Annotated in this window: 19 protein-coding genes and 1 pseudogene; 9 read left to right on the top strand and 11 right to left on the bottom strand. The window is 70.2% G+C overall.

What is annotated here, in order from left to right; translation table 11 throughout:
• Nucleotides 1-91 precede the first annotated feature (91 nt).
• Nucleotides 92-1,723 (top strand): class I adenylate-forming enzyme family protein, encoded by a 1,632-nt coding sequence (locus KUA19_RS13645; protein ID WP_217396370.1) that lies wholly within the window; start codon nt 92-94, stop codon nt 1,721-1,723.
• Nucleotides 1,720-2,493 carry a class I SAM-dependent methyltransferase gene (locus KUA19_RS13640; RefSeq protein ID WP_217396369.1) on the top strand — a complete coding sequence of 258 codons (774 nt, stop codon included), beginning with the start codon at nt 1,720-1,722 and terminating at the stop codon, nt 2,491-2,493. The genes KUA19_RS13645 and KUA19_RS13640 overlap by 4 nt, the downstream gene beginning before the upstream one ends.
• On the opposite strand, the gene KUA19_RS13635 is transcribed toward KUA19_RS13640, so the two are convergent.
• The 4 genes from KUA19_RS13635 to KUA19_RS13620 form a co-directional block, all read right to left on the bottom strand.
• A complete protein-coding gene (locus tag KUA19_RS13635) occupies nt 2,463-3,467 on the bottom strand; it encodes an alpha-ketoacid dehydrogenase subunit beta (RefSeq protein WP_217396368.1) in 1,005 nt (334 codons plus the stop codon). The genes KUA19_RS13640 and KUA19_RS13635 overlap by 31 nt on opposite strands.
• On the bottom strand, nt 3,467-4,483 hold the full coding sequence (locus tag KUA19_RS13630; RefSeq protein WP_217396367.1) for a thiamine pyrophosphate-dependent dehydrogenase E1 component subunit alpha: 1,017 nt from the start codon (nt 4,481-4,483) through the stop codon (nt 3,467-3,469). The genes KUA19_RS13635 and KUA19_RS13630 overlap by 1 nt, the downstream gene beginning before the upstream one ends.
• 15 nt (nt 4,484-4,498) lie before the next feature.
• Nucleotides 4,499-5,404: a 4'-phosphopantetheinyl transferase superfamily protein gene (locus KUA19_RS43920; RefSeq protein WP_308167436.1), complete on the bottom strand. Its 906-nt coding sequence runs from the start codon at nt 5,402-5,404 to the stop codon at nt 4,499-4,501.
• Between the two features lie 98 nt (nt 5,405-5,502).
• Complete coding sequence (locus tag KUA19_RS13620; protein WP_217396366.1) at nt 5,503-8,100, bottom strand: proprotein convertase P-domain-containing protein; 2,598 nt, start codon at nt 8,098-8,100, stop codon at nt 5,503-5,505.
• A 287-nt stretch (nt 8,101-8,387) separates the two neighbouring features.
• On the opposite strand from KUA19_RS13620, the gene KUA19_RS13615 reads away from it, so the two are divergent.
• The 3 genes from KUA19_RS13615 to KUA19_RS13605 are packed head-to-tail and all read left to right on the top strand — an operon-like array spanning nt 8,388 to nt 10,758.
• The gene (locus KUA19_RS13615) at nt 8,388-8,975 is read left to right on the top strand and encodes a helix-turn-helix domain-containing protein (RefSeq protein ID WP_308167435.1); all 588 of its coding nucleotides are present in this window, start codon (nt 8,388-8,390) and stop codon (nt 8,973-8,975) included.
• Nucleotides 8,972-10,225 carry an MFS transporter gene (locus KUA19_RS13610; RefSeq protein ID WP_217396365.1) on the top strand — a complete coding sequence of 418 codons (1,254 nt, stop codon included), beginning with the start codon at nt 8,972-8,974 and terminating at the stop codon, nt 10,223-10,225. The genes KUA19_RS13615 and KUA19_RS13610 overlap by 4 nt, the downstream gene beginning before the upstream one ends.
• Before the next feature lie 17 nt (nt 10,226-10,242).
• Entirely contained in the window at nt 10,243-10,758 is a 516-nt protein-coding gene (locus tag KUA19_RS13605) for a DUF4126 family protein (protein ID WP_217396364.1), read from the top strand.
• A gap of 30 nt (nt 10,759-10,788) precedes the next feature.
• Here the strand turns inward: KUA19_RS13605 and KUA19_RS13600 are convergent, their stop codons facing one another.
• Both KUA19_RS13600 and KUA19_RS13595 read right to left on the bottom strand, forming a co-directional pair.
• Nucleotides 10,789-11,733 carry an acyltransferase domain-containing protein gene (locus KUA19_RS13600; protein WP_217396363.1) on the bottom strand — a complete coding sequence of 315 codons (945 nt, stop codon included), beginning with the start codon at nt 11,731-11,733 and terminating at the stop codon, nt 10,789-10,791.
• 146 nt (nt 11,734-11,879) lie between these two features.
• The gene (locus tag KUA19_RS13595; protein ID WP_217396362.1) at nt 11,880-12,971 is read right to left on the bottom strand and encodes a DUF3103 family protein; all 1,092 of its coding nucleotides are present in this window, start codon (nt 12,969-12,971) and stop codon (nt 11,880-11,882) included.
• 274 nt (nt 12,972-13,245) lie between these two features.
• Here KUA19_RS13595 and KUA19_RS13590 point away from each other — a divergent pair, with 274 nt between their 5' ends.
• The 3 genes from KUA19_RS13590 (at nt 13,246) to KUA19_RS13580 (ending at nt 16,376) form a co-directional block, all read left to right on the top strand.
• Entirely contained in the window at nt 13,246-14,520 is a 1,275-nt protein-coding gene (locus KUA19_RS13590) for an ABC transporter substrate-binding protein (RefSeq protein ID WP_217396361.1), read from the top strand.
• Nucleotides 14,521-14,595: 75 nt separating this feature from the next.
• On the top strand, nt 14,596-15,492 hold the full coding sequence (locus KUA19_RS13585; protein WP_217396360.1) for a carbohydrate ABC transporter permease: 897 nt from the start codon (nt 14,596-14,598) through the stop codon (nt 15,490-15,492).
• Nucleotides 15,489-16,376: a carbohydrate ABC transporter permease gene (locus KUA19_RS13580; protein ID WP_217396359.1), complete on the top strand. Its 888-nt coding sequence runs from the start codon at nt 15,489-15,491 to the stop codon at nt 16,374-16,376. The genes KUA19_RS13585 and KUA19_RS13580 overlap by 4 nt, the downstream gene beginning before the upstream one ends.
• Nucleotides 16,377-16,570: 194 nt before the next feature.
• Here the strand turns inward: KUA19_RS13580 and KUA19_RS45285 are convergent, their stop codons facing one another.
• Nucleotides 16,571-17,761, bottom strand: coding sequence for an Hsp70 family protein (locus KUA19_RS45285; protein ID WP_504739740.1), 1,191 nt, complete (start codon nt 17,759-17,761; stop codon nt 16,571-16,573).
• Between the two features lie 89 nt (nt 17,762-17,850).
• On the opposite strand from KUA19_RS45285, the pseudogene KUA19_RS13570 reads away from it, so the two are divergent.
• Nucleotides 17,851-18,214 (top strand): annotated as a pseudogene (locus tag KUA19_RS13570) (ABC transporter permease subunit); the annotation flags it as partial.
• A 67-nt stretch (nt 18,215-18,281) separates the two neighbouring features.
• Here the strand turns inward: KUA19_RS13570 and KUA19_RS13565 are convergent.
• The 4 genes from KUA19_RS13565 to KUA19_RS13550 form a co-directional block, all read right to left on the bottom strand.
• Nucleotides 18,282-18,749, bottom strand: a complete 468-nt coding sequence (locus KUA19_RS13565; RefSeq protein WP_217396314.1) for a hypothetical protein — start codon at nt 18,747-18,749, stop codon at nt 18,282-18,284.
• Between the two features lie 128 nt (nt 18,750-18,877).
• Nucleotides 18,878-21,178, bottom strand: a complete 2,301-nt coding sequence (locus tag KUA19_RS44530; protein WP_217396313.1) for an Hsp70 family protein — start codon at nt 21,176-21,178, stop codon at nt 18,878-18,880.
• On the bottom strand, nt 21,175-21,501 hold the full coding sequence (locus KUA19_RS13555; protein ID WP_217396312.1) for a Pepco domain-containing protein: 327 nt from the start codon (nt 21,499-21,501) through the stop codon (nt 21,175-21,177). Before KUA19_RS13555 ends, KUA19_RS44530 begins: the two co-directional genes overlap by 4 nt.
• 95 nt (nt 21,502-21,596) lie before the next feature.
• The gene (locus KUA19_RS13550) at nt 21,597-21,842 is read right to left on the bottom strand and encodes a DUF6289 family protein (protein ID WP_217396311.1); all 246 of its coding nucleotides are present in this window, start codon (nt 21,840-21,842) and stop codon (nt 21,597-21,599) included.
• Nucleotides 21,843-21,848 lie beyond the last annotated feature (6 nt).

Genomic DNA, 21,848 nt, shown 5'->3' with positions numbered 1-21,848 from the left:
CTAATAAATACATCGATCCGTTCATTGTGGGAGCGATCCCACGCTGCTAGTGTCCGGCCGACGTGCAGGCCAGACCGAGGAGAAATCGCTGGTGGCAACCAAGAACATCCGGGCCGCGCTGGTGGGCGACACCGAGCTCGGCGCCGGCAACGTCCTGCCGAAACTGATCGAACACGGCGCCGACCTCGACGGCCCCGGCCTGACCTTCGACGTCGCCGTCGACGGCCGTCCGGCCTGGCAGGACCTCACCCTCGGCGGCCTGCACGAGCGGGTCCTGGCCCGCGCGGCGTGGCTGCACCGCCGCGGCGTCAAACCCCGCGACCTGGTGGCCATCTATGTCACGTCCTCGGCCGACCTGTTCCTCAGCCACCTGGCGCTGAGCTGGCTGGGCGCGACCCCCGCGTTCCTGAACCCCCACGTGCCCGCCGACATCGCCGCCGAGTACCTGCGCCGCCTGCGCGCCACCGGCGTGCTCACCGACACCGTGCACCGACAACTGCTGGCCGGGCACGACCTCGGCGCGCCGATCCTCGGTGACGTCGCCGAGACCGGGCTGGCCGACCCGGCCGCGGCACCCAGGCCCTACCGGCACCACCCCGCCGACCCCATCGCGGTGACCCACTCGTCGGGCACCACCCGGATGCCGACCGCGGTCGTCCACTCGCACAGCAGCCTGTTCGCCGCCACGCGGCGCATCCGGCTGTCCGTCCCGGTCGCCCAGGGCACCCAGCGGGTGCTGTCCGCGCTGCCCGCCCCGCACGCCGCCGGAATCGGGGCGATGAATCAGGCCCTGTGCAACCGGGCCGAGCTGCTGTGGCTGTCGCGCCAGGACCAGGGCGAGGTGGTGCTCGACGCCATCGAGCGGTGGCGGCCCACCGGCGTGTTCGGGTTCGCCGTGACCTGGTCCGAACTGGCCCGCTTCGACCTGAGCCGATACCGGTTGGACTCGGTCTCGCTCTGGTTCAACACCGGCGACTGCGCACACGAACCGCACATCCGCCGCCTGGTCCAGGTCGGCAGCCGCGAGGTCGTCACCCGCGGCGGCGTAACCCGCGTGCCCGGGTCGAGCTTCATCGACGGCCTCGGCTCGACCGAGATGGGGCACTCGGCCTTCTACCTGACCCACCGCAGCGACACCGACCGCTACGGCCGCTGCGTCGGCAGACCGCACGTCTTCGCCGACGTCGCGCTGCTCGACCCGGACACCGGCGCCGAGGTGCCGGTCGGCCAGGTCGGCCACCTCGGGCTGAAGTCGCCCACGATCGCGGTCGGATACTGGAACAACCACGCCGAGTGGTACCGCCAGTGGGCCTCGGGCCGCTATCTCACCGGCGACCTCATGTACCGCGACGCCGACGGCTTCTACTACCACGTCGACCGGGCTGTCGACGCGGTTGACCTCGGCGACGGGCAGCGCCTGTACACCGCGATGTCCGAGGAGCGGATCCTGGCCCGCTGCCCGCAGGTGCGCGATGCGACCGTGGTGGCGGTGACCACCGCCGGGCACGTCGTCACCGACGTGCTGCTGCAACTGCACGCCGGAGCCGACGCCGCCGTCGACCGCACCGAGCAGGTGCGCGACGCGCTGCCCGAGCCGGTGGCGGCCACACTGCGCAAGGTCCTGGTGGTGGCCGACGAGGAGATCATCCTCGGGCCGACCGGCAAGGTGCGCAAGTTCCTGATGCGTCAGCGGCACCTGGCCGAGATGGGCGCCGCGTCATGACCGCCGGGTGGGACTGGGAGGACCCCGCCGCGGTCGAAGCGCTCACCGACGAGTTCATGCGGGGCCGGACCGCCGTCGCGAAGCTGGAGGCCGTGGCGAGCACGCCGGTGTACGGCCGCGAGCAGCTGGCCCGGCTCGGCATCACCGGCATCGAGTTCGCCGCCCTGAGGACCCTGCACCCGACCGGTCTGGGCAGCGACCTGACCGGCCTGCGCTGCGGCGACACCGTCACCGGCCGGGGCGAGCTGTACCGGGTCGACGGCGAGTGCCACTTCGTCGAACTGGACATCCAGGAGCCGCTGCCGTTCGCCGACGGGTGCGTGGACTGGGTCTACGCCGAGCACCTGATCGAGCACGTGTCGATGACCGCCGCGATCGGCTGGCTGGCCGAGGTACACCGGATCCTCGCCCCGGGCGGGCTGCTCCGGCTGACCACCCCGGACCTGCGTAAATACGCCGAAGGCTACCTGCGTGGCGACGGCTTCTTCGCCAAGCACCGCGGGCGGATGAGCAAGGCGCTGGGCGGAGTCGCCCCGCCGATGCCCGCCCGTGGCGCGTTCATGTTCAACCAGCTGTTCTACCTGTACGGCCACCGCTGGATCTACGACCTGGACGAGCTGACCCACGCGCTGACCCGGGCCGGGTTCGACCCGGCCGCGATCCGCGTCTGCGGCTTCCGCGCCGGGGCGCGCCCGGACGTGGCCCAGCTCGACCAGATGATCCGCAACGACGAGACGATCTACGTCGAGGCGGACCGCCGGAACGTCTGAGCCGCCTCGAACTTCATCACCTGCCGGATCGCGGCGGCGAGCTGTTCGCGGCTCGGCTGCAGCACCACGTCGAGATCAGGGTTGCAGCCGACGACCGCGCCGTCGGGACGGGTGATCCGTCTCGGCGGCGCGACCAGCCGCATCTCCTCCGCGGCGGTGGCCATGATCTCGGCCGCGACCCCGCAGGAGCGGTTCGCGTCGTCGATGACCACCAGGCGACCGGTTCGCGACAGCGACTCCGACAGCGCCGCCCAGTCGAACGGATACAGCGAGCGCGGGTCGAACACCTCCACCGACACCTCGCCGTCGAGCGCCTTCGCCACGGCCAGCGCGTCGTGCACGTGGTGGCCGATCGCGACCACGGTCACGTCGCCGCCCGGCCGGTGGATGCGCGCCGACCCCAGCGGCACCGGCACCAGGTCGGCGTAGTCGACGTCCTCGCGCACGTCCAGCGCGATCCGGGGGGCGATGAACACCACCGGGTCGTCGTCGCGGATCGCGGTGACCAGCAGCCCGTACGCGTCGGTTGGCGTGGCGGGCATGACCGTCTTGACGCCGGAGTGGACGAACAGCCCGTGCGGCTGGTCGGAGTGCTGCCCACCCCACCCGGGTCGCCAACCGGCGCTGGAGACGAGGTAGGTGACCGGCACCCGGGCCTGCCCGCCGCTCATCACCGAGAACTTGTTCGCCTGGTTGGCGACCTGCTCCAGCACCAACTGGAGCAGGAACGGGATCGCGAACTCGACCACCGGGCGCCGCCCGGCCAGTGCGGCTCCGGTCGCGACGTTGGCGACGGCCTGCTCCGACAGCGGCGTCTCCACGATCCGGTCCGGCCCGAACTTCGCCAGCAGTCCGGCGGTGACGAACGTGATGGCCTCGTTGACGTCCTCGCCGAGCACGAAGACCGACTCGTCCCGCTCCATCTCGTCGCCGAGCGCCCGGTTGAGTGCCTTGAGGTAGGACAGCTTCGGCATCAGCCCACCACCCCCGCGCGTGGGCGCAGCCCGGTGGCGTACAGGTGGTCGAGCGCGTCGGCCGGGTCTGGCCTGGGGCTGTCCCGCGCGAACCGTACCGCGTCGGCCACCAGCTCCTCGATCTCCTGGTCGATCCCGTCGCGCGTCTCCGCCGGGATCCGGGCGCCCTGCGTCGCCACGGGATCGCGCTCGCGCCAGCGGGCGATCTCCTCCTCGGCGCGGTAGCGCAGCCGCACCCGGTGCTCGAACGTGTGGTGCGCGTCGAACCGGTAGGTCACCAGTTCCAGCAGCGTCGGGCCGCCGCCGGAGCGGGCCCGGTCGACGGCGCGCTCGGCCGCGTCGCGCACCGCGCGCGGGTCCATGCCGTCCACGGACTCGGCCGGGATGTCGAACGCGGCCGCCCGGCCGGTGACCGAGCCCGCCATGAACGTGCCCACCGCCTGGGTGGTGGCGTAGCCGTTGTTCTCGCAGACGAAGAGCTGGGGCACCCGCCACAGCGCGGCGAGGTTCAGCGACTCCAGCAGCGCGCCCTGGTTCATCGCGCCGTCGCCGACGAAGCTCGCGACGACGCGGCCGGTGTTGCCACGCGAGGCCGCCCACGCCACGCCGGTGGCGATGGCGGCACCGTGCCCGACCGTGATGGTGGCGCCGTACAGCCCGGTGGCGTAGTCGGCGATGTGCAGTGACCCGGCCCGGCCCTTGGCGACCCCGGTGACCCGCCCGGCCAGCTCCGCCATCACCCGGCGGGGCTCGCACCCCTTGGCCAGGGCGTGCCCGTGGTTGCGGTGGTTGCTCAACACCACGTCGTCGTCGCGCAGGGCCGCGCAGACACCCGCGGCTACGGCTTCCTGGCCGATGCACGGGTGGATCCCGCCCACGATCACGCCTTCGCGGACCAGCTCGATCGCCCGTTCCTCGAAGCGGCGGATGAGCCTTGCTGTTCGGTACAGGCGCTCGTCAGACACGTCCACAAGACTAGATATTTCCACGTTCCGATCAACGGCCGAACGGGCCATGTACGCGGGCGCGGCTCAGTTCCCGACCCGAGCGTGGACGTAGTGGGCGAGGTCGCCGACGGTCAACCCGATGATCTGGTCGATGTCCAGCTCGGCGTAGAACGCGGCCAGGTCGACGCCGTCGCCCCACCGTTGCCGCATCCGCTCGCCCAGCTCCACCGCCTCGACGCTCTCCAGGCGCAGGTCCTGTTCGAGGCGCGTGGCCGCCGTGATCTCGGCCTGCTCACCCGTCACCGCGACCAGCATCGCGGCCAGCTCGCTCGTGACTGTCTCCACGGCCGGGATCGTAGCACCGGCCCAGTGCCGGACGATCGTCCGGAAGGGACTGTCACCGGTCACCGCGACGGCCGCGCGGTAGCCCGCCGGTGCCCGCACGTCGGCGACCACGAACGGGCCGGGCACCGCGTCGGCGAGGACCGGAAGTGAGAGGTGCGGCCCGAGCCGCCCTCCGGCCGCCTTCACGCAGGCCTCCTTGCGCGCCCACAGCCGGGCGAAGCGCGCCGCCGAGTCGGCCTCGGCGACGTAGGTCGCCTCCTCGGCGGTGTAGTAGCGGGCGGCCATGCGCACCGGATCGGCTCGCGACGGCAGTCGCTGCACGTCCACGCCGACCGGCCGCAGTCGGCTGACGGCGACCGCGACGAGGTCGCCGGAGCTCGACAGGTTCAGCTGAGGGCCGCCGGGGAGTTCGGGTTTGCCGTGCGGTCCCCGCCGCCAGCGGATGTGCTCGGGTCGCACGCCCAGTTGAGCTGCTGCGATGTGGCGCAGCGCGCCGTGCGCGACGACGAACCGGTGACTGTCCTCAGGTCGGCGCAGCCCGTCGGCGCGGGCCAGTTCCTCGTCGTCCAGCGCGGCCGCCAGTCGGGCGACCGCAACGGCGGGCAGGTCGGTGCGCACCAACCAGACCTCGACCGGGGTGCGCACGGCCGGACTCTACCGACGCCGGACCGGAAAGGGGGAGCCCCCGGCGTGCGGGGGACGCACGCCGGGGGCTCCGTGGGGGTGGTGCCGGACGCCAGGGGTCAGAGGGTGAGCGTCCAGCTGTTGATGTAGCCGGTGTCGGCCGAGGCGGCGTCCTGCACCCGCAGGGTCCAGGTGCCGTTCTTGACCTCGGTGGACAGGTTGACGGTGTAGGTCGTGTCGATGTTGTCGGTCGACCCGCCCGCCCGGTTGGACAGCACGTACGAGCTGCCGTCCGGCGCGATCAGGCTGACCACCAGGTCACCGATGTACGTGTGCACGATGTGCACCTCGACCTTGGAGGTCGACGAGGCGTTGCCCGAGCAGCCCGACAGCACGATGGTGCTGTTGACCGTGGTGTTGTCCGGGATCGTCACGTCGGTGCCGTTGGTGCCGGTGCAGGCGGGGGCGCCGCCACCACCGAGGCTCAGCGTCCAGGTGTCGATGGTGCCGGTGTCCGCCGAGGCGGCGTCCTGCACCCGCAGCTTCCAGGTGCCGTTGGCGGCCTCGCTGGACAGGTTGACCGTGTACGTCTGGTTGATGTTGTCCGTGCTGCTGCCGGTCCGGTTGTGCAGGTTGTAGACCGAGCCGTCCGGCGCCACCAGGTCGACCACCAGGTCACCGATGTAGGTGTGCAGGATGTGCACCTCGACCGTGCTGGTCGCGCTGGCGTTACCCGCGCAGCCGTTGATGTTGATCGACGACTCGACCGTGGCCAGGTCGGGGATCGCCACGTCGGTCGAGTTGGTGCCCGAGCAGCCGGGCGGACCGTTGACCGTCAGGGTGAAGGTCGTGGTCCGGGTGCTGCCGGGGCCGGTGCCGGTGATGGTGACCGCGTACGTGCCGGGCACGGTGCTGGCCGAGGTGCCGATGGTCAGCGTCGAGGTGCCGCCGGCCGAGTTGATCGACGACGGGCTGAACGACGCGGTCGCGCCGGACGGCAGGCCGGACGCGGTGAGCGCCACGGTCTGGGCCGCACCGTTGGTCAGCGTGGCGGTGATGGTGCTGCTGACCGAGCTGCCGGGGCTGACCGAGCCCGACGACGGGGCCGCCGCCAGCGAGAAGTCGTTGTTGGCGGGGCAGGAGGCGTCGCTGCCGGCCACGTTGACGGCGGTCCAGGCGGCCTGGACGGTCTTGTACTCGGCGGAGCACAGGCCGTACAGGTCGGTGGCGGCCGACAGGGTGTAGGCGCGGGCGGTGTTGGCCGGGGTGGCCGTGTTCACGTACGACGTGTTGGAGGTGAAGTACACGTCCAGCGCGCGGTACCAGATCTTCTCGGCCTTGGTGTTGCCGATGCCGACCACGGCCGGGGCCGAGCCGCAGACCGGGCTGGTGCCGTAGGACGTGGCGCCGGTGCCGACGGCCAGGTCGAAGAAGAAGTGGTTGGCCACACCGGACGAGTAGTGCACGTCGATGTTCTTGGTCGTGGTCGACCAGCAGCCGTGCGACGAGCCGTCCAGGGTCGGGTTGTACATGTAGCGCAGCGGGGTTCCGTTGCCGTTGATGTCGATCTTCTCGCCGACCTGGTAGTCACCCGGGTCCGACGGCGCGGCCGCGTAGAACTCGACCATGTTGCCGAAGATGTCCGAGGTGGCCTCGTTCAGACCGCCGGACTCGCCGGAGTAGGTCAGGCCGCCGGAGACAAGCGCCTCGGTGACGCCGTGGCTCATCTCGTGGCCCGCGACGTCCAGCGACACCAGGGGCTTGGCGTTGCCCGAGCCGTCGCCGTAGGTCATCTGGGCGCCGTCCCAGAACGCGTTGACATACGCGCTGCCGTAGTGCACCCGGCTGGGCACGCCCGTGCCGTTGCCGAAGATGCCGTTGCGGCCGTGGACGTTCTTGTAGTAGTCGAACGTCTTGGCGGCGCCGAAGTGCGCGTCCACACCGGCCGACTGGCGGTTGGAGTTGCTGCCGGTGCCCCACACGTTGTCGGCGTCGGTGAAGTTGGTGCAGGTCGACGTGCCGTTGTTCATGTCGCAGGTGTTGCCGTTGCCGCGCACCGGGTCGATCATGGTGTAGGTCGAGCCCGACAGCGTCGTGTCGATCGACACCGAACCGGTGTAGATGCCGGTGCCGGTGCCGGTCACCGTCTCGATCTCGTCGAACTGCCCGACGTACGCGCCGGTGGTGGCGTCGGTGATGACGTGCAGCTTCGACGGGGTCTGCTTGTCGGCGGCCCAGCCGTGCAGCACGGTCTCCCAGGCCAGGCGGCCCTTGCCGGAGCTGGCGTCGACGAACAGCTCCGAGCCCACGGTCTTGGTGACCGTGCCGGAGAAGTGCGTCTTGGCGGTCTGCTGTGCCTTGGCCGCGGTCACCTTGGCGGTGGTGGACAGGTTCAGCGGGTTCACGAGACCGACCGAGCTGCCCCGGTACGCACCGTCCTTGCCGGTGTGCACGACGAAGTCGCCGCCGTACACGCGCAGGCCCTGGTAGGTGCGGGTGTAGCGCACGTGGGTGCCGCTCGCGTCGCTGATGGTGCGGTCGACGCTGTACTTGTCACCCGCCGCGGCGCGTACGTCGGACGGGTGCGCGGTGATGGCGGCCTGTGCCGCCGCCAGACCGGTGGGTCCGGCCGGTGCCGCGTTGCCCGACGTCGCCGTCACCGACAGCAGGCCGCCCACGAGTAGGGCGATGCTGCCGGCCGCTAGAGATCTTTTCACGAGTCCTCCCCGACTCCGTAGAAAAGTGTGGCGGTGGCCACTGAGAGCTATGTATATAGAAACCGGGGAAACTTTGGAAGTATCTCTTCATAATCATGCGTCGATGAGTTTGTTTCGGGGATGCTGCTAGATCGCGTAGCGCTGGCTAGGCGCACCCTGACTGACCGATCAGTAGTGACGCGCTTGCGAGTCCTGTCGGGTAGCCGACGCCGGCAAGCCACTCGGAGGAGGGACGGATCGGCCGCGCGCAGATTGTAAAGAAGACTTTAGAAAGCTATCTTTAGCAAGTGTCCGACGCCCGATCCGTTCCGCTGACCGACCCCGTCGCGCTGCGCGCCTTCGCTCACCCGCTGCGCATGTCCCTGGTGGCCCTGCTGCGCCGGGAAGGGCCACTCACCGCCACCCGGGCCGCCGAGCGGTTGGGGGAGAGCGTGCCGAACTGCTCCTTCCACCTGCGCCAACTCGCCAAGTACGGCCTGGTCGAGCGGGTCGAGGGCGCCGACGCCCGGGAACGGCCATGGCGCGCCACCGCGCTGTTCACCTCCTGGGGCACCGACAGCGACGACCCCGACGTGCGCGCCGCCGTCGACCACCTCGACGCCGTGGTGACCCGCCGCTTCTACGACCGCGCCATCGAGTGGCTGCGCACCCGTGACCAGGAGCCGCCCGCTTGGCGCCGGGTCACCGGACCCGGCGACACCGTCCTGCACGTGACCCTGGACGAGTTCGTCGAGCTCGAACGCCGGTTCGCGGAGCTGATCGAGCCCTACCTGGTCCGCCAGCGCGATCCGTCGGCCCGGCCCGACGGCGCCCGCACGGTCGACATCCTCCAGTTCGTGCTGACCCTCGACCAGCCGGAGACCCCCACGCCATGATCGTCGCCACCCCCGAAGTACGGCAGCGCCGCTCCTGGCTGCCCCCGCTGCTGCGGCAGACGCCGTTTCGCCGCTACTGGACCAGCCAGAGCGTCTCTCTGCTCGGTGACCAGGTGAGTGAGCTGGCCGTGCCGCTGTTCGCGGTGCTGGTCGCCCACGCGGGACCGGCCGAGATGGGTTACCTGACCGCCGCCGCGCTGGTGCCGAACCTGCTGTTCTCGCTGCTGCTGGGCGCCTGGGCCGACCGGCGGCCGTACAAGCGGCGCCTCATGATCGTCGCCGATCTCGGCCGCGCCGCCGTGCTGCTGCTGGCCCCCGCGCTGTACCTGCTCGACGTGCTGACCATGCCCGTCCTGTACGCGGTGGCCTTCAGCGTCGGCACGTTCAGCGTGCTGTTCGAGGTGTGCCGCACCACCCTGTTCGTGTCGCTGGTGCCCCGGGAGGAGTACGTCGCGGCCAGCGCACTGCTCAACGGCTCGCGCGCGTTCTCGTTCGTGGCCGGTTCCAGCATCGCCGGCGTGCTGGTCAAGGTGCTCTCCGCGCCCGGCGCGCTGGTGCTGGACGCGGCGTCGTACCTGTTCTCCGCCGCGACCCTGGCCCGGGTGCGCCCGGCCGAACCCGCCCCGTCCGACGCGCCCGGTCTCGGCCTGGGGCGAGGGCTGGCGGCGCTGTTCCGCATCCCGGTGCTGCGCGCGTGCGTGCTCGGGTCGACCACGCTCAACCTGTTCAACTACATGTACTCGGCGCTGGTCATCCTCTACGTGACCCGCGACCTGGGCGTTCCGCCGGAGATCCTGGGTCTGGGCCTTGGCCTGGCCGCGGTCGGGGCGCTGCTCGGCGCTGCGCTGGCCGGGCGCCTGGCCGCTCGCTTCGGCGTCGGCCCGATGTACGTCGTCGGCTACCTCCTGTTCCCGGCGCCGCTGATCCTCATCCCGCTGGCCGACGGCCCGCATCCGGTGGTGCTGGCGATGCTGTTCGGCGCCGAGTTCCTGTCCGGCATCGGGCTCATGATCCTCGACACCGCCGGAGGCGCCCTGCAGGCCGGTGCCATCCCTGACGACCTGCGGGCCCGGGTCAGCGGCGCCCAGCGCACCCTCAACTACGGCATCCGCCCGCTCGGGGCCGTGCTCGGCGGCACCCTCGGCGCGCACCTGGGGGTGCACCCCACGCTGTGGCTGGCCACCGTGGGGGCGCTGGGCGGGGTGCTGTGGCTGCTCGCGTCCCCGATCCCGCGTGTACGCACCCCCTGACCGCCTAACCTGGAGCCATGAGTGCGATCTCCGCCGCTCGACCGCTCGCGCTCGGCGTGGCCACCGGCATGCGCTCGCAGCTCGGCCTGGCCGCGCTCGCCGTGGCGATGCGCAAGGGGCCGCGCGACGTGAACACGCTGGTCCGCAAACAGGTGCTGGCCAGCCCGGTGCTCAAACGGACGCTCATGGCCACCGCGGCCGGGGAACTGGTCGCCGACAAACTGCCGACCACCCCCAGCCGCCTCAACCGAGGGCCGTTGCTGGCCCGGCTGGCACTGGGCGGGGTCGCCGGAGCCGTGCTCGGGCTGGCCGAGGAGCGGTCGGTCCGCGCGGCCGTGACCGGCGCGGCGCTGGGCACGATGGGCGCGGGCATCGGCGCGTACGGCGGCTACCACCTGCGCGCCGCCCTGGACAAACACACCGACATCCCGGACCGGTACTGGGCGGTGGCCGAGGACCTCACGGCGATCGGCCTGGCCGCCTTCGCGGTCGCCACCGGTGATCAGGCAGCGGCGCCGGAGGAGGACGCCTGATCGTTCGTGCTCGCCCAAACGGGAGCGGAACTAGATCGCGAAGTGGCCGCGGCGCCACTGCCAGTGGCGGCCGGCCCGCAGATGGTCGGCGGCCGCGCGCTGGAGCACGGTGTGGCGTGGCAGCTGGTCCAGCGGCGTGGTCAGGCTGCGAAAAACGAACCGCAGCACCTCGACGTCGGCGTCCAGCCCTTCCGGCTCCTCGTAGGGCTCCAGTTCGAACCGCTGCTGGAACCGGACGATGTTGGCGTCCTCGGGCAGGTACTCCAGCAGCTGCGGGTCGAGCAGCCACGAGCCGCAGGAGAACGTGGTGTAGTGCTCGTCGGGAAAGTGGCGCGGGAAGAACGCGCGGGCCTCATCGAGCGACGCCTCGACAGCTTGCGGGGTCAGCGGGCCCGACTCGTGGATGTGCAGGCCGATCGCGGTGTCGCCGCGCTGGTGCTGCAGTCGGCCCAGCTCGTAGAGGCCGCCGCGCGCGTGCAGCGTCAGCCAGCTCTGCATGACCGGCCAACCCTCGCGGTGCATCCGCCGGTCGATCGCGAGGTTGCGGCCCAGGTCCGCCAGGGTCGCCCAGGACACGGCGTCGTCGATGCCGTGGTCGCGGTGGTATCCGATGACGACGTCGACCAGGGCCAGGTAGGCGTACACGTAGAGATGCCGCCAGGCGAGGCCACGGTCGCGTGGCAGCTCCGGACCGGGCGGCAGCCAACCGTGGCCGCCCAGATCGGCACGGACCAGGGCGATCGAGCGGTCGAGCAGCCAGCGCAGCTCCGGAGTCCACAGCGGAGATTCCGGATCGGGCCAGCCGGCCAGGATCTCGGCGGCGTCGTCGGGCCGCACCGCGAGCCGGTCGAGGATCGCGGGCGCGTCGGCCTTGGCCGGTAGCGGAGCCGACGGCCGGTCATCGGCGAGCCGGTACACGCGGTCGACGTCCTCGACGGATACCCCGAGCCGAGCGGCGGTGTCGTCCAGATCCACGCGGACGACTCTATCGTCCGGTGCGCTTCACCCGACAGCTCGCCGTGACCACCCGGCCGGTGACCGGGCCACCGGCCATTGCGGCGGCGTGCGGCGGACGGGGCGGGGTCCGGCCGCCGCCGCACCCGCGGCGGCCGGACCGGACGTCACAGCGGGGCGACCCAGTACGGGCTCACCTCGAGCCAGCCGTTGGCCGCGGCGCCGTTGAGGTGGCCGCTGCTGCCGGTGGACAGGGTGTACCAGGAGTCGACGTAGTCGGGGTCGTCGGTCCACCACGAGGTCGGGATGGCGTTGATGATCGCGTTGACCAGTGGGATGTACACGCCCTGGTCGGTGATGGTCAGCAGGGCGGTGGCGATCGCCTGGGCCAGCGCCTGGTAGTTGGTGTCGCCGTCGTCCTCCATCATCACGACGTCGGCCAGGTTGTACTTGTACGCCGAGAAGTGCACCAGCAGTTGGTTGGGGTAGTAGGTGGTGCCGTCGTAGTCGAGGTACGGCAGCTGCACGACGTCGACCTTCGGGTGGCCGTCCAGGCCGAAGCCGCCGACCACGCAGTAGATCTCGGCCGCGCCCTTGATCCACGGTTCCTCGTCGTCGGACAGGCGGACCGAGTTGATCTTCGTGGCCCAGTAGCCTCCGGCCAGGGTGGCCGTGGTGGTGGCGCCGGAGACACCGCGCTGGGCGAGCACCCGGCGGACCAGGTCGAGCCCGGCGGGGACGGTCTTGGCGGAGTCCACTTCGACCACGAGCACGGGCCGCTGCGGGGCGCGGTTGGGGTCGAGGAGGACGGTGCGGCCGCTGAGGTCGTACGCGGTGATGGAAGCGGCGGTATCGTCGCTGCTCGCGGTGGCGACCAGCGGCGCCTGGCCGCGCGCGAGCGCGGCGCGCATCTGCGGCAGGGCCAGCCGCAGTTGGGTGACCGACCCGACGGAGGCGGGCAGGCCCTTGGCGGCCAGCACGGCACGGTCGGCGGCGGCGGCATGCATACGCAGCGTCGCGTCGGGTATGGCCGCCAGAGTGAGTGGACCGGCCAGCACCGCCTCGGTCACGGCGGCGCGGGTGCCGCCGTCGGCCAGGGACTGGGCGACTCGGCTCGCCAGGCCGTCGAGCGTGACGGCGACGGAAGCGCCGGTGGCGGGGGAGGAGGAGTCGACTGTGGCCGCTGCGGGGACGGGCAGGCTCAGCGCGAGCAGCGCGGCCGCGGCGACCGGGAGGATCCGGCGCGTTGCGATCAGCACGGGTGGGCTCCTTCGGGGGTGGGGCGCGTGCGCTCGTGGCGCGCGCTCATATATCTATATGGATGAGTAGTCTTAACCGGTTCGTCCCACCAAGGCAAGGTGCTGCCGTTTGCTGCCGCGTGAACAACGGGCACCGCGACGCCGGGTGAACTCGATCTCGGTTGTGCGGTGTCCGGAAACAAATCAGTAACCAGCATTGACACCCCGTGGACCTGCGGTAGAGGCTTGCTCAGCGCATGAGACAACGATGTCAAGTTCTCAGGATGGAGGAAGCATGCGTCTCTCGAGGCGTATGGCCGTCGCGGCCGTCGCATTCGGAACGCTGATGGCCACTGTGGCCTGCACCAGCACCGATGAGCCCGGTACCGGTACGGGCGCCAAGGACGTCGAGGTGTTCACCTGGTGGGCGGACGGCGGTGAGAAGGCCGGTCTCGACGGCCTGGTCGCCGTGTTCGGCACCGATTGCAAGGACTTCAAGTTCGTCAACGGCGCCGTCGCCGGCGGCGCGGGCAGCAACGCCAAGCAGGTGCTGGCCTCCCGGCTGCAGCAGGGCACCCCGCCGGACACGTTCCAGGCGCACGCCGGTGCCGAGCTGTCGGACTACATCAACGACGACCAGGTCGAGGACCTGTCGGCGCAGTACGGCGAGTGGGGCCTGACCAACGCCTTCCCCAAGGGCCTGATCGACAACCTCACCGTGGCTGGCAAGATCTACTCCGTGCCGGCCAACATCCACCGTGCCAACGTGCTGTGGGGCAACAAGACCGTGCTGGCCAAGGCGGGCATCACCAAGGACGCGACCACCCTCGACGGGTTCTTCGCCGATCTGGACAAGCTGAAGGCCGCCGGAGTGGCCACGCCGCTGGCGCTGGGCAAGGACTGGACGCAGCAGATGCTGTTCGAGGCCCTGCTCATCAGCAAGCTCGGCCCGGAGAAGTTCAACGCGCTCTGGAACGGCACCGGTGACTGGACCGGCACCGACCTGACCGCCGCGATCAACGACTACAAGAAGCTGCTCACGTACACCAACAAGGACCGTGACACCTTCGACTGGACCGACGCCGAGAAGATGCTGATGGACGGCAAGGCCGCCTACCAGCTGATGGGCGACTGGGAGGCCGCCGACCTCGACGCCAAGGGCTTCAAGGACTACAGCTACTCGGTGTTCCCGGGCAACGGCAACGTCTTCCAGTGGCTGGCCGACTCGTTCGTGCTGCCCAAGGGCGCCAAGAACCCCGACGGCACCAAGTGCTGGCTGAAGACCGTCGGCAGCGCTGCCGGTCAGGCCGAGTTCAACAAGAAGAAGGGCTCGATCCCGGCCCGCACCGACGTCCCCGCCGACGGCTTCCCGGCCTACCAGCAGGCGGCCATGAACGACTGGAAGACCGCCACCCAGGTCCCGAGCTGCCCGCACGGCTCGGCCTGCGCGCAGACCTGGCAGGGCGCGGTCGGCTCGGCCCAGGGCAAGTTCTCCACCGACGGTGACGTCGCGGCGCTGCAGGCGGCGCTCGCGTCGGCGGCCGCGGAGTTCGGTCCGAAGGCCAAGTAACCGGTACGTGATAGGAAGGGCACCTTCCCGGATAGCTGTTGGGAAGGTGCCCTTCCTCACCCCTAGGAGGTCGCGTTGCGTCACCGTAGGCGGACCTGGATCCCCGGTCTGCTACTCATCTCCCCCTCGCTGATCCTGCTGGCCGTCTTCGTGTACGGCCTGATCGGCTGGACCGTCAACCTCTCGATGCAGGATCGCCACAACGCGCGACCGTCGAAGGGCTTCGTCGGCCTCGACAACTACGACAAGCTGTTCAACCACGACATCAACGACCGGTTCACCCACTCGCTGCTGAATCTGCTGGTGTTCACCGTCGTCTTCATCGTCGGCACCATCGTGCTCGGCCTGCTCTGGTCGCTGCTACTGGAGCGCGGCGCCCGCGCCGAGGGCTTCTTCCGCACCATCTACCTGTTCCCCATGGCGGTGTCGTTCGTCGCCTCGGGCGTGGTCTGGCGCTGGCTGATGAACCCCGGCCAGGGCGAGAACGCGGGCGGCATCAACGCCGTCTTCGAAGGCCTCGGGCTGCATTTCCTGGAAGGTCCGTGGTGGACCGACCCGGACTGGGGCATGGCCGCCATGGCGATGCCCGCCATCTGGCAGCTGTCCGGGTACGTGATGGCGCTGTTCCTGGCCGGGTTCCGGGGCATCCCCGACGAGCTGCGCGAAGCCGCGGTCGTCGACGGGGCGACCACCTTCCAGCTCTACCGCCGGGTGCTGTTCCCGCAGCTCACCCCGACCATCCTGTCGGCGCTGATCATCACCGGACACATGTCCATGAAGATGTTCGACCTGATCATGTCGGTGTCCGGGGCGCAGTGGCTCACCGAGGTGCCGGCCGTCTACGTCTGGCAGACCCTGCTCACCCGCGACTACGCCAAGGCCGCCGCGATCTCGGTGTTCCTGCTGCTGGTCGTCGCCGTGGTGGTCGTGCCGTACCTGATCCACGTCAACCGGTCGGAGAAGCGGTCATGACCACCCAGACCATGACAGCCCCGCCGGCGTCCGCCCAGTCCGCGGCGACCGGTCCGGGGCCGCGACGGCGGCGGCTGCCCAACGTCGTCCGGTACGCCGTGCTGCTGTTCTTCGTGCTGATCGTGCTGATGCCGCTGTACGTGCTGATTGTGACGAGCTTCAAGTCCGGCCGGGAGATCGGCGTCAACGGGCAGTGGACCCTGCCCGAGACGTGGACGTTCGCCTCGTGGGAGAAGGCCTGGCTTTCGCTCGGGCCGTCGTTCGGGCGCACGTTCCAGCTGGCGATCCCGGTGGCGCTGCTGTCGTCAATCATCGGGGCGGCCAACGGGTTCGTGCTGTCGCGCTGGCGGTTCCCCGGTGCGGACGTGGTGTTCACGCTGATCCTGTTCGGCATGTTCATCCCGTACCAGGCGGTCATGATCCCGCTGCGCGAGGTGGTGCTGTGGCTGGGTGTCGCCCCCGGCATCCCGACGCTGATCTTCGTGCACACCGTGTACGGCATCCCGATCTGCACGCTGATCTTCCGCAACTACTACGCGACCGTGGTGCCGGAGGAGCTGATCGAGGCGGGCATGATGGACGGCGCCGGGCTGCTGCGCACGTTCCGTTCGCTGATCCTGCCGATCTCGATCCCCGGCTTCGTGGTCACCGTGATCTGGCAGTTCACCTCGTCGTGGAACGACTACCTGTTCGCGATCTTCATGTCGAACACGCGCAACGGGCCGATCACCATCGCACTGAACGCCCTGGCGGGGGCGCAGTCACCGGACTACGCGGCGTCCATGGCCGGGGCGCTGATCACGTCGCTGCCGACGCTGCTGGTGTACATCCTGCTCGGCCGGTGGTTCATCGGCGGCCTCATGGCGGGTTCGGTCAAGAGCTGACAGTGAAGAAGGGCCGTTTCCCTCGCAATGCGATGTAGAGGGCCCTTCTTCACTTCCCTCCCTGACGCGCCGACCGCATCACTCACCGCTGCGGGTATCCCCGCCGGCGATGAAGGTCTCCAGCAGTGGCAGCATCCTGGGCGAGGCTGCCGGCCCCACTGGGGCAGGCAGCCTCGCCCGGTTCACGGCAGCGGTCACTGCTCGTACGTCACCTGCAGGATGAAGCTGTCCGACGTGAACTTCTTCCAGCTGTTGCTGTCGGTCTCGGTCTGCGCCCGCAGGCCGAAGGAGTAGTACAGCTTGTTGGCGTTCAGATTGGAGACCAGGTCGTTGATCAGGCCGGTCGACTGGAACTGCAGGGCCACCGGGCCGGCGCAACCGGTGGGGTACGAGACCGCGCTGCGCGTGTCCCGGATCTGGCTCCAGTAGGACTGCGAGTTGGTCCAGGTGACCGGCGTCCCTGCGGTGAGGTGGGTGTTCAGCGACCACAGCTGCACGGGGCTGGGGTTGCAGCTCCAGGTGTGGAAGAGCTGCCCGAGGATCGAGGCGTTCACGATCGTCTTGCCCTGCAATTGGCCGATGTCAGCCTGCATGAGGGCACGCCAGACGTTGCCGCTGCCGGTGGTGCTGTCACGGCCGACGCGGATCGCATCCCGGTTGGTGGTCCAGTTCGACTGGCTGGGGTACAGGCTCGCGACGGTGGTCCAGGTCGTGATGGGGATCTGGACCGTGACCTGGGCGACCGGGCGGGGAGCCGTGGCCGGGCGCGAGGCCCCTGTGGCCGGCGTGAAGGCTACGACCACGGCGAGCGCGGTCAGGGCCAGGGTCAGCGGTGCGAATCGGGCCAAGCGTCCAGTGGTGAGCGAGCGTGACAAAGTGTCTCCCCGTGTGGTGTGGGTGGTGCCGGTCGAACCGGTCGGCGGTCTCCGACGGGGCCGGCCCGGGTCGCGGGGACGTCGGAAAGGTCGCGCGAGGTATTGCCCCGCAACCGTTCTCGAACTCCCCGGCTGTACGCAATGAGAGCATTCGACCTCGGCCGCTGTCCGCCCCGTGACCGAATCGAGACCTGACCACCGAGCTCCACCGCAGTCGGGTAAGGGCGAGTGTGGAAAATGAGCACGCGTGCGGGCACCACGGGGGTAGCCGTGGCGGGCCCGTAGCTGGTCGACGGCGTAGTCGAACAGCGCCTCGTCGAAGTCGAGGCCGCCGATGAACTGGCTGCCGACCGACGACTTGAGCTCGGCGAGCGACCTTTCGTCGTCGATGCGCATGCAGTCCATCAGCGCCACGTCGAACGTGCCGCCGCCGAGGTCGACCACGAGGACCTCCTGCTCGTCAGCGGGGGTGGTGACCAGCGCGGCGAGGTTCGGCTCCCCGACGCTCAACGTGCCAGAGGGTCGTCTCGGTCCGGAACCGCTCCGCCTCCACTGCCGCCGCGCCGACCAGGTAGTCCGACCCGGGCAGGAAGTGCAACATCCCGTACCAGGCGGTCATGATCCCGCTGCGCGAGGTGGTGCTGTGGCTGGGTGTCGCCCCCGGCATCCCGACGCTGATCTTCGTGCACACCGTGTACGGCATCCCGATCTGCACGCTGATCTTCCGGAACTACTACGCGACCGTGGTGCCGGAGGAGCTGATCGAGGCGGGCATGATGGACGGTGCCGGGCTGCTGCGCACGTTCCGTTCGCTTCCTGCCGATTTCGATCCCCGGCTTCGTGGTCACCGTGATCTGGCAGTTCACCTCGTCGTGGAACGACTACCTGTTCGCGATCTTCATGTCGAACACGCGCAACGGGCCGATCGCGATCGCACTGAACGCCCTGGCGGGGGCGGCCTCATGGCCGGTTCGGTCAAGAGCTGACCGCTGGGCCTGGGCCCGGCTGTCACACCGGGCCCGGCCCTCGCCTACTCGCAGGAGTCGACGTCCTCGATCACGATGAGCGAGGCGATGGGCAACTGAACCCCGACCTCGTGCTTGACCAGGTCGCCGTTCCGGTCCACCTCATGCGCGCCTGGACCGGTCGGCTCCACCATGATCGTAATCGACAGGAAGTCGGCGTCCTTCGACGAGATCCGTCCGCACAGCGTGTCGGTACGGTCGGCTCCGGTCCGGTACGTGACCTTCGATGTGTTGTTGCCGAGCGCGACCACTGACGGCGGGGTCAGCGCCAACGCCACGGTTCCGATGAGGATTGCCAGGCCGCCTCCGGCAAACAGGCGCAGGTCGGCCGTTCGGATGCCGGCCAAGGTCAGACCGGTGAAGGCCAGCAGCAGCCCGAGCACCACCAGCCAACGGCGGCCGGTCCCGAGGTCGGCGACGAGCGCGGGTCCGCCGACGATCACGGCGGCCCCGAGAATGGCCGCGACGATCATGAGGGGCTTGCGGTCTTCGCCGGGAGCCGGTGGTGGTGCCGGAGCGGGCGCGGAGGTGACGGTGGGGTCAGTCATGCGCACAGATTAGAGATCTTGGTCAACGGCCGCTGCCCCGGCTCGGCCGACCATCACGTCCGCTTCCGCTGATTCTCGGCCTCTCGACGTATCTGCTTCCGCCGGGCGATGACATCTGCCCGTAAGACATCGGCGACCTCGATCCGGACGATCGAGTTCGCGTCGATGTCGACCACCACCTCGACGTGCCCGGTGGCGGAGGTGACCTCCCGGCGCTCCATCAGCTGGCGTTCGCCGGACAGCAACTCGTACACCTCCAGTGTGTGGGTGCGGCCGGCGCCGTTGGAAAGTCGAACTGCCTCGCTGCGCTTGGTGGGGATCGTGGTCTGCGCCTCGATGACCGTCAGCTGCTGACGGTTGTGGACCGGTTCGGCGTCGACGACCGTGAAGTCCTCGTCGTTGTCGGGATGAGCGACGTACGCGCAACCGAGGGCGACACCGTAGTGCAGGACGTTCAGCAGCAGCACGTCACCGACCTCCCCGGTCAGCACCCCGGCCTGCACCGCCCCGCCGCGGACCACAGCCGTCTCCGGCGATCCGCCGCCCGCCTGGACCAGATCGAACTCGGCCAGGACCTCCTGGACGGTGAAGATGCGCCCGCCCTGGCCCGCGAGGAAGACCGACGGTTTCGGCGAATCCGGGGCCGCGTACCGCAGCGCCTCGCGGATCTTCGTCCGGATGCCGGCCGTCATGTGCTGTGTCAGCAGCCGGAACGTGGGCCGGTCGATGCCGATGCTGACGTCACGGTAGCCCTGCTGCCCGTCGGGCAGGTCGGTCAGCAGCATGGTCGCCGACTCCTGCCGGCCGAGTTCGCGCTTGGCCCGTTCGGCCTCCCGCCGGATCAGGGCCTCGATCTCCGGCGTCAGCTCGCCGTGGTAGCCGTGGCGGCCGCGCAGTTGGTCGACGGCGTAGTCGAACAGCGCCTCGTCGAAGTCGAGGCCGCCGATGAACTGGCTGCCGACCGACGACCTGAGCTCGGCGATACCGTGCAGATAATCCACCAGTGCCACGTCGAACGTGCCGCCGCCGAGGTCGACGACCAGGATCTGGTCCTCCTCCGCCGCGTCGGTGACCATCCCGGCCAGGTTCGGTTCGCCGACGAACCGCACGGCGTCCCACTCGGCGAGCCGGAACGCCTCCCGCAGCGCCGCGAGCTGGGCCCGGCTGAAGTTGGCCGGATAGGAGGCGACGCATCGCGTGACCGGTATGCCGAGCGCCTCCTCGGCGTTGCGGCGCAGCGATCGCAGGATCAGGCTGGCGGCCAGCTCCGGACTGATCGAGCGGCCGTCGACCGTGTACCCCCGGTCGGTGCCCAGGCGCCGCTTGGCGTGCCGGATGGTCGCCTCCGGCCGGAACCGCTCCGCCTCCACCGCCGCCGCGCCGACCACGTAGTCGGAGCCGGGCAGCAGGTGCACCACCGACGGGACCACCAACCGGTTGTCGGGTCCGGGCAGCACGAGCGGCTTGCCGTCGGTGTCCAGCGCGGCGACCAGCGAGTACGACGTGCCGAAGTCGACCGCGACCATGCTGCTCGGCCGGGCCCGAGGGACCGGCGGCACTCGCCGGGTCCGGACCTCCACGCCCAACGGCGTGGCCGCCGCCCAGGCGCCGCCCCGCGACGGAGATACCAGTTCCAGGTGCTGCACGCCCAGCGGCTCCACCCGCGAGAACGGCGTCTGCCGCGGCTTGCCGTGTGCCACGGCCAGTTCCGGCACCCGCCGGGCCAGGTACGTGTCGAGTTCGTGCACCGTCCGGCAGCGGCCGATGTCGCTGAGGGCCTCGCACAGCGCGGCGGAGAAGATCCCCGACTGCAGCGCCTCGGCCTCGTACGAGACCCGCCCGGGCTGGCAGGAGCACAGCGACACCACCCCGGACGGGCACAGCGCGGCGATGTCGACCTGCCCGGCCCCGCCCGCGGACTTGCCACCCTCCACCACGTTGCGGCAGGCGTCGAGCATCAGCACCGTGTGCGGCGCGTCGGCCCGCCCCAGGTGCTGCACGACCCGGTCGAACGGCAGCGCGGTGTCCTCGATCTCGTCGGAGACGCAGTCCAGCGGCAGCAGAAACTGCGTGCCCGACCGGGACTGGATGCCGTGGCCGCTGAAGAAGAAGTAGAGGATGCCGTCGGCGGTCAGGTCCCGGGCCCGTACCAGCTGGCGCAGGATGTTCGACTTGGTCGGGCGCAGCCACGGGTCGGCGGCCTCGTCGTGCATCAGCACGAGCCGCTCGGCGGGCACGTCGCAGCTGTCGCGCAGCACCCGCGCCACCGCCTGGGCGTCGCGGGCGGCGAAGCGCAGCGGCGCGATGTCCGGGTCCTCGTACGATGAGCACCCGACGACGATCGCGGTGTTCACCCGCGTCGCCGGAAGGTCAGCGTGATGCCGCCCCGGATCTCGCTGGACACCGACCCGATCATGCGCACCTCGCCGGAGGCGGAGACGTCCAGCGACACCTCGAAGGACTCCAGCTCGTAGCCGCCCCGGGCCGTCTCGGCCGCCGCGACCAGCTGCCCGAGCTGGTCGCAGACCGCGGACAGGTTCCCGGCCAGCACCCCGGCATCCAGCACGCCGACGTGGGCGGCCGCCTTGCGCGCGGCGGAGAAGAGACCCTTCTCGCCGTCCACGGGAGTGCCGTCGACGGTGATGACCGAGAGCGTGCCGCCGGGGGAGGGGTTCATGCGGCGCAGTGTATTACGCCCGGTCCGGACTGGACCCGCCACCGAGTGCGGCTGGCGCGGCCCGGTCCGCCGCTACGGACCGGGCCGCGCGCCGGTCAGCAGTTGATGATCACAAAAGTCGAGTACGAGGTCTTGCGGCCCCACTGGAACGGCTCTCCGCAGTAGCCGTACGACCACTCGCCGACCACGGTCGTCTTGGCTGCGCTGGAGTAGTAGGTGAAGGTGACGCTCTGGTTCGGGCCGGCGGGCGGGATTGCCGCGGCGGGGGCAGCGGTGGTGACGGTGACCAGGGCGCACGCGGCTGCGGTCAGCAGGGCGGCGCGGCGGGCCATACGGCGCATGGTTGC

This window comes from Catellatospora tritici, assembly GCF_019083965.1.
GTDB lineage: Bacteria > Actinomycetota > Actinomycetes > Mycobacteriales > Micromonosporaceae > Catellatospora > Catellatospora tritici.
Note: the sequence above shows the minus strand (reverse complement) of the source record. Positions and strands in the feature narration are given on the sequence as shown.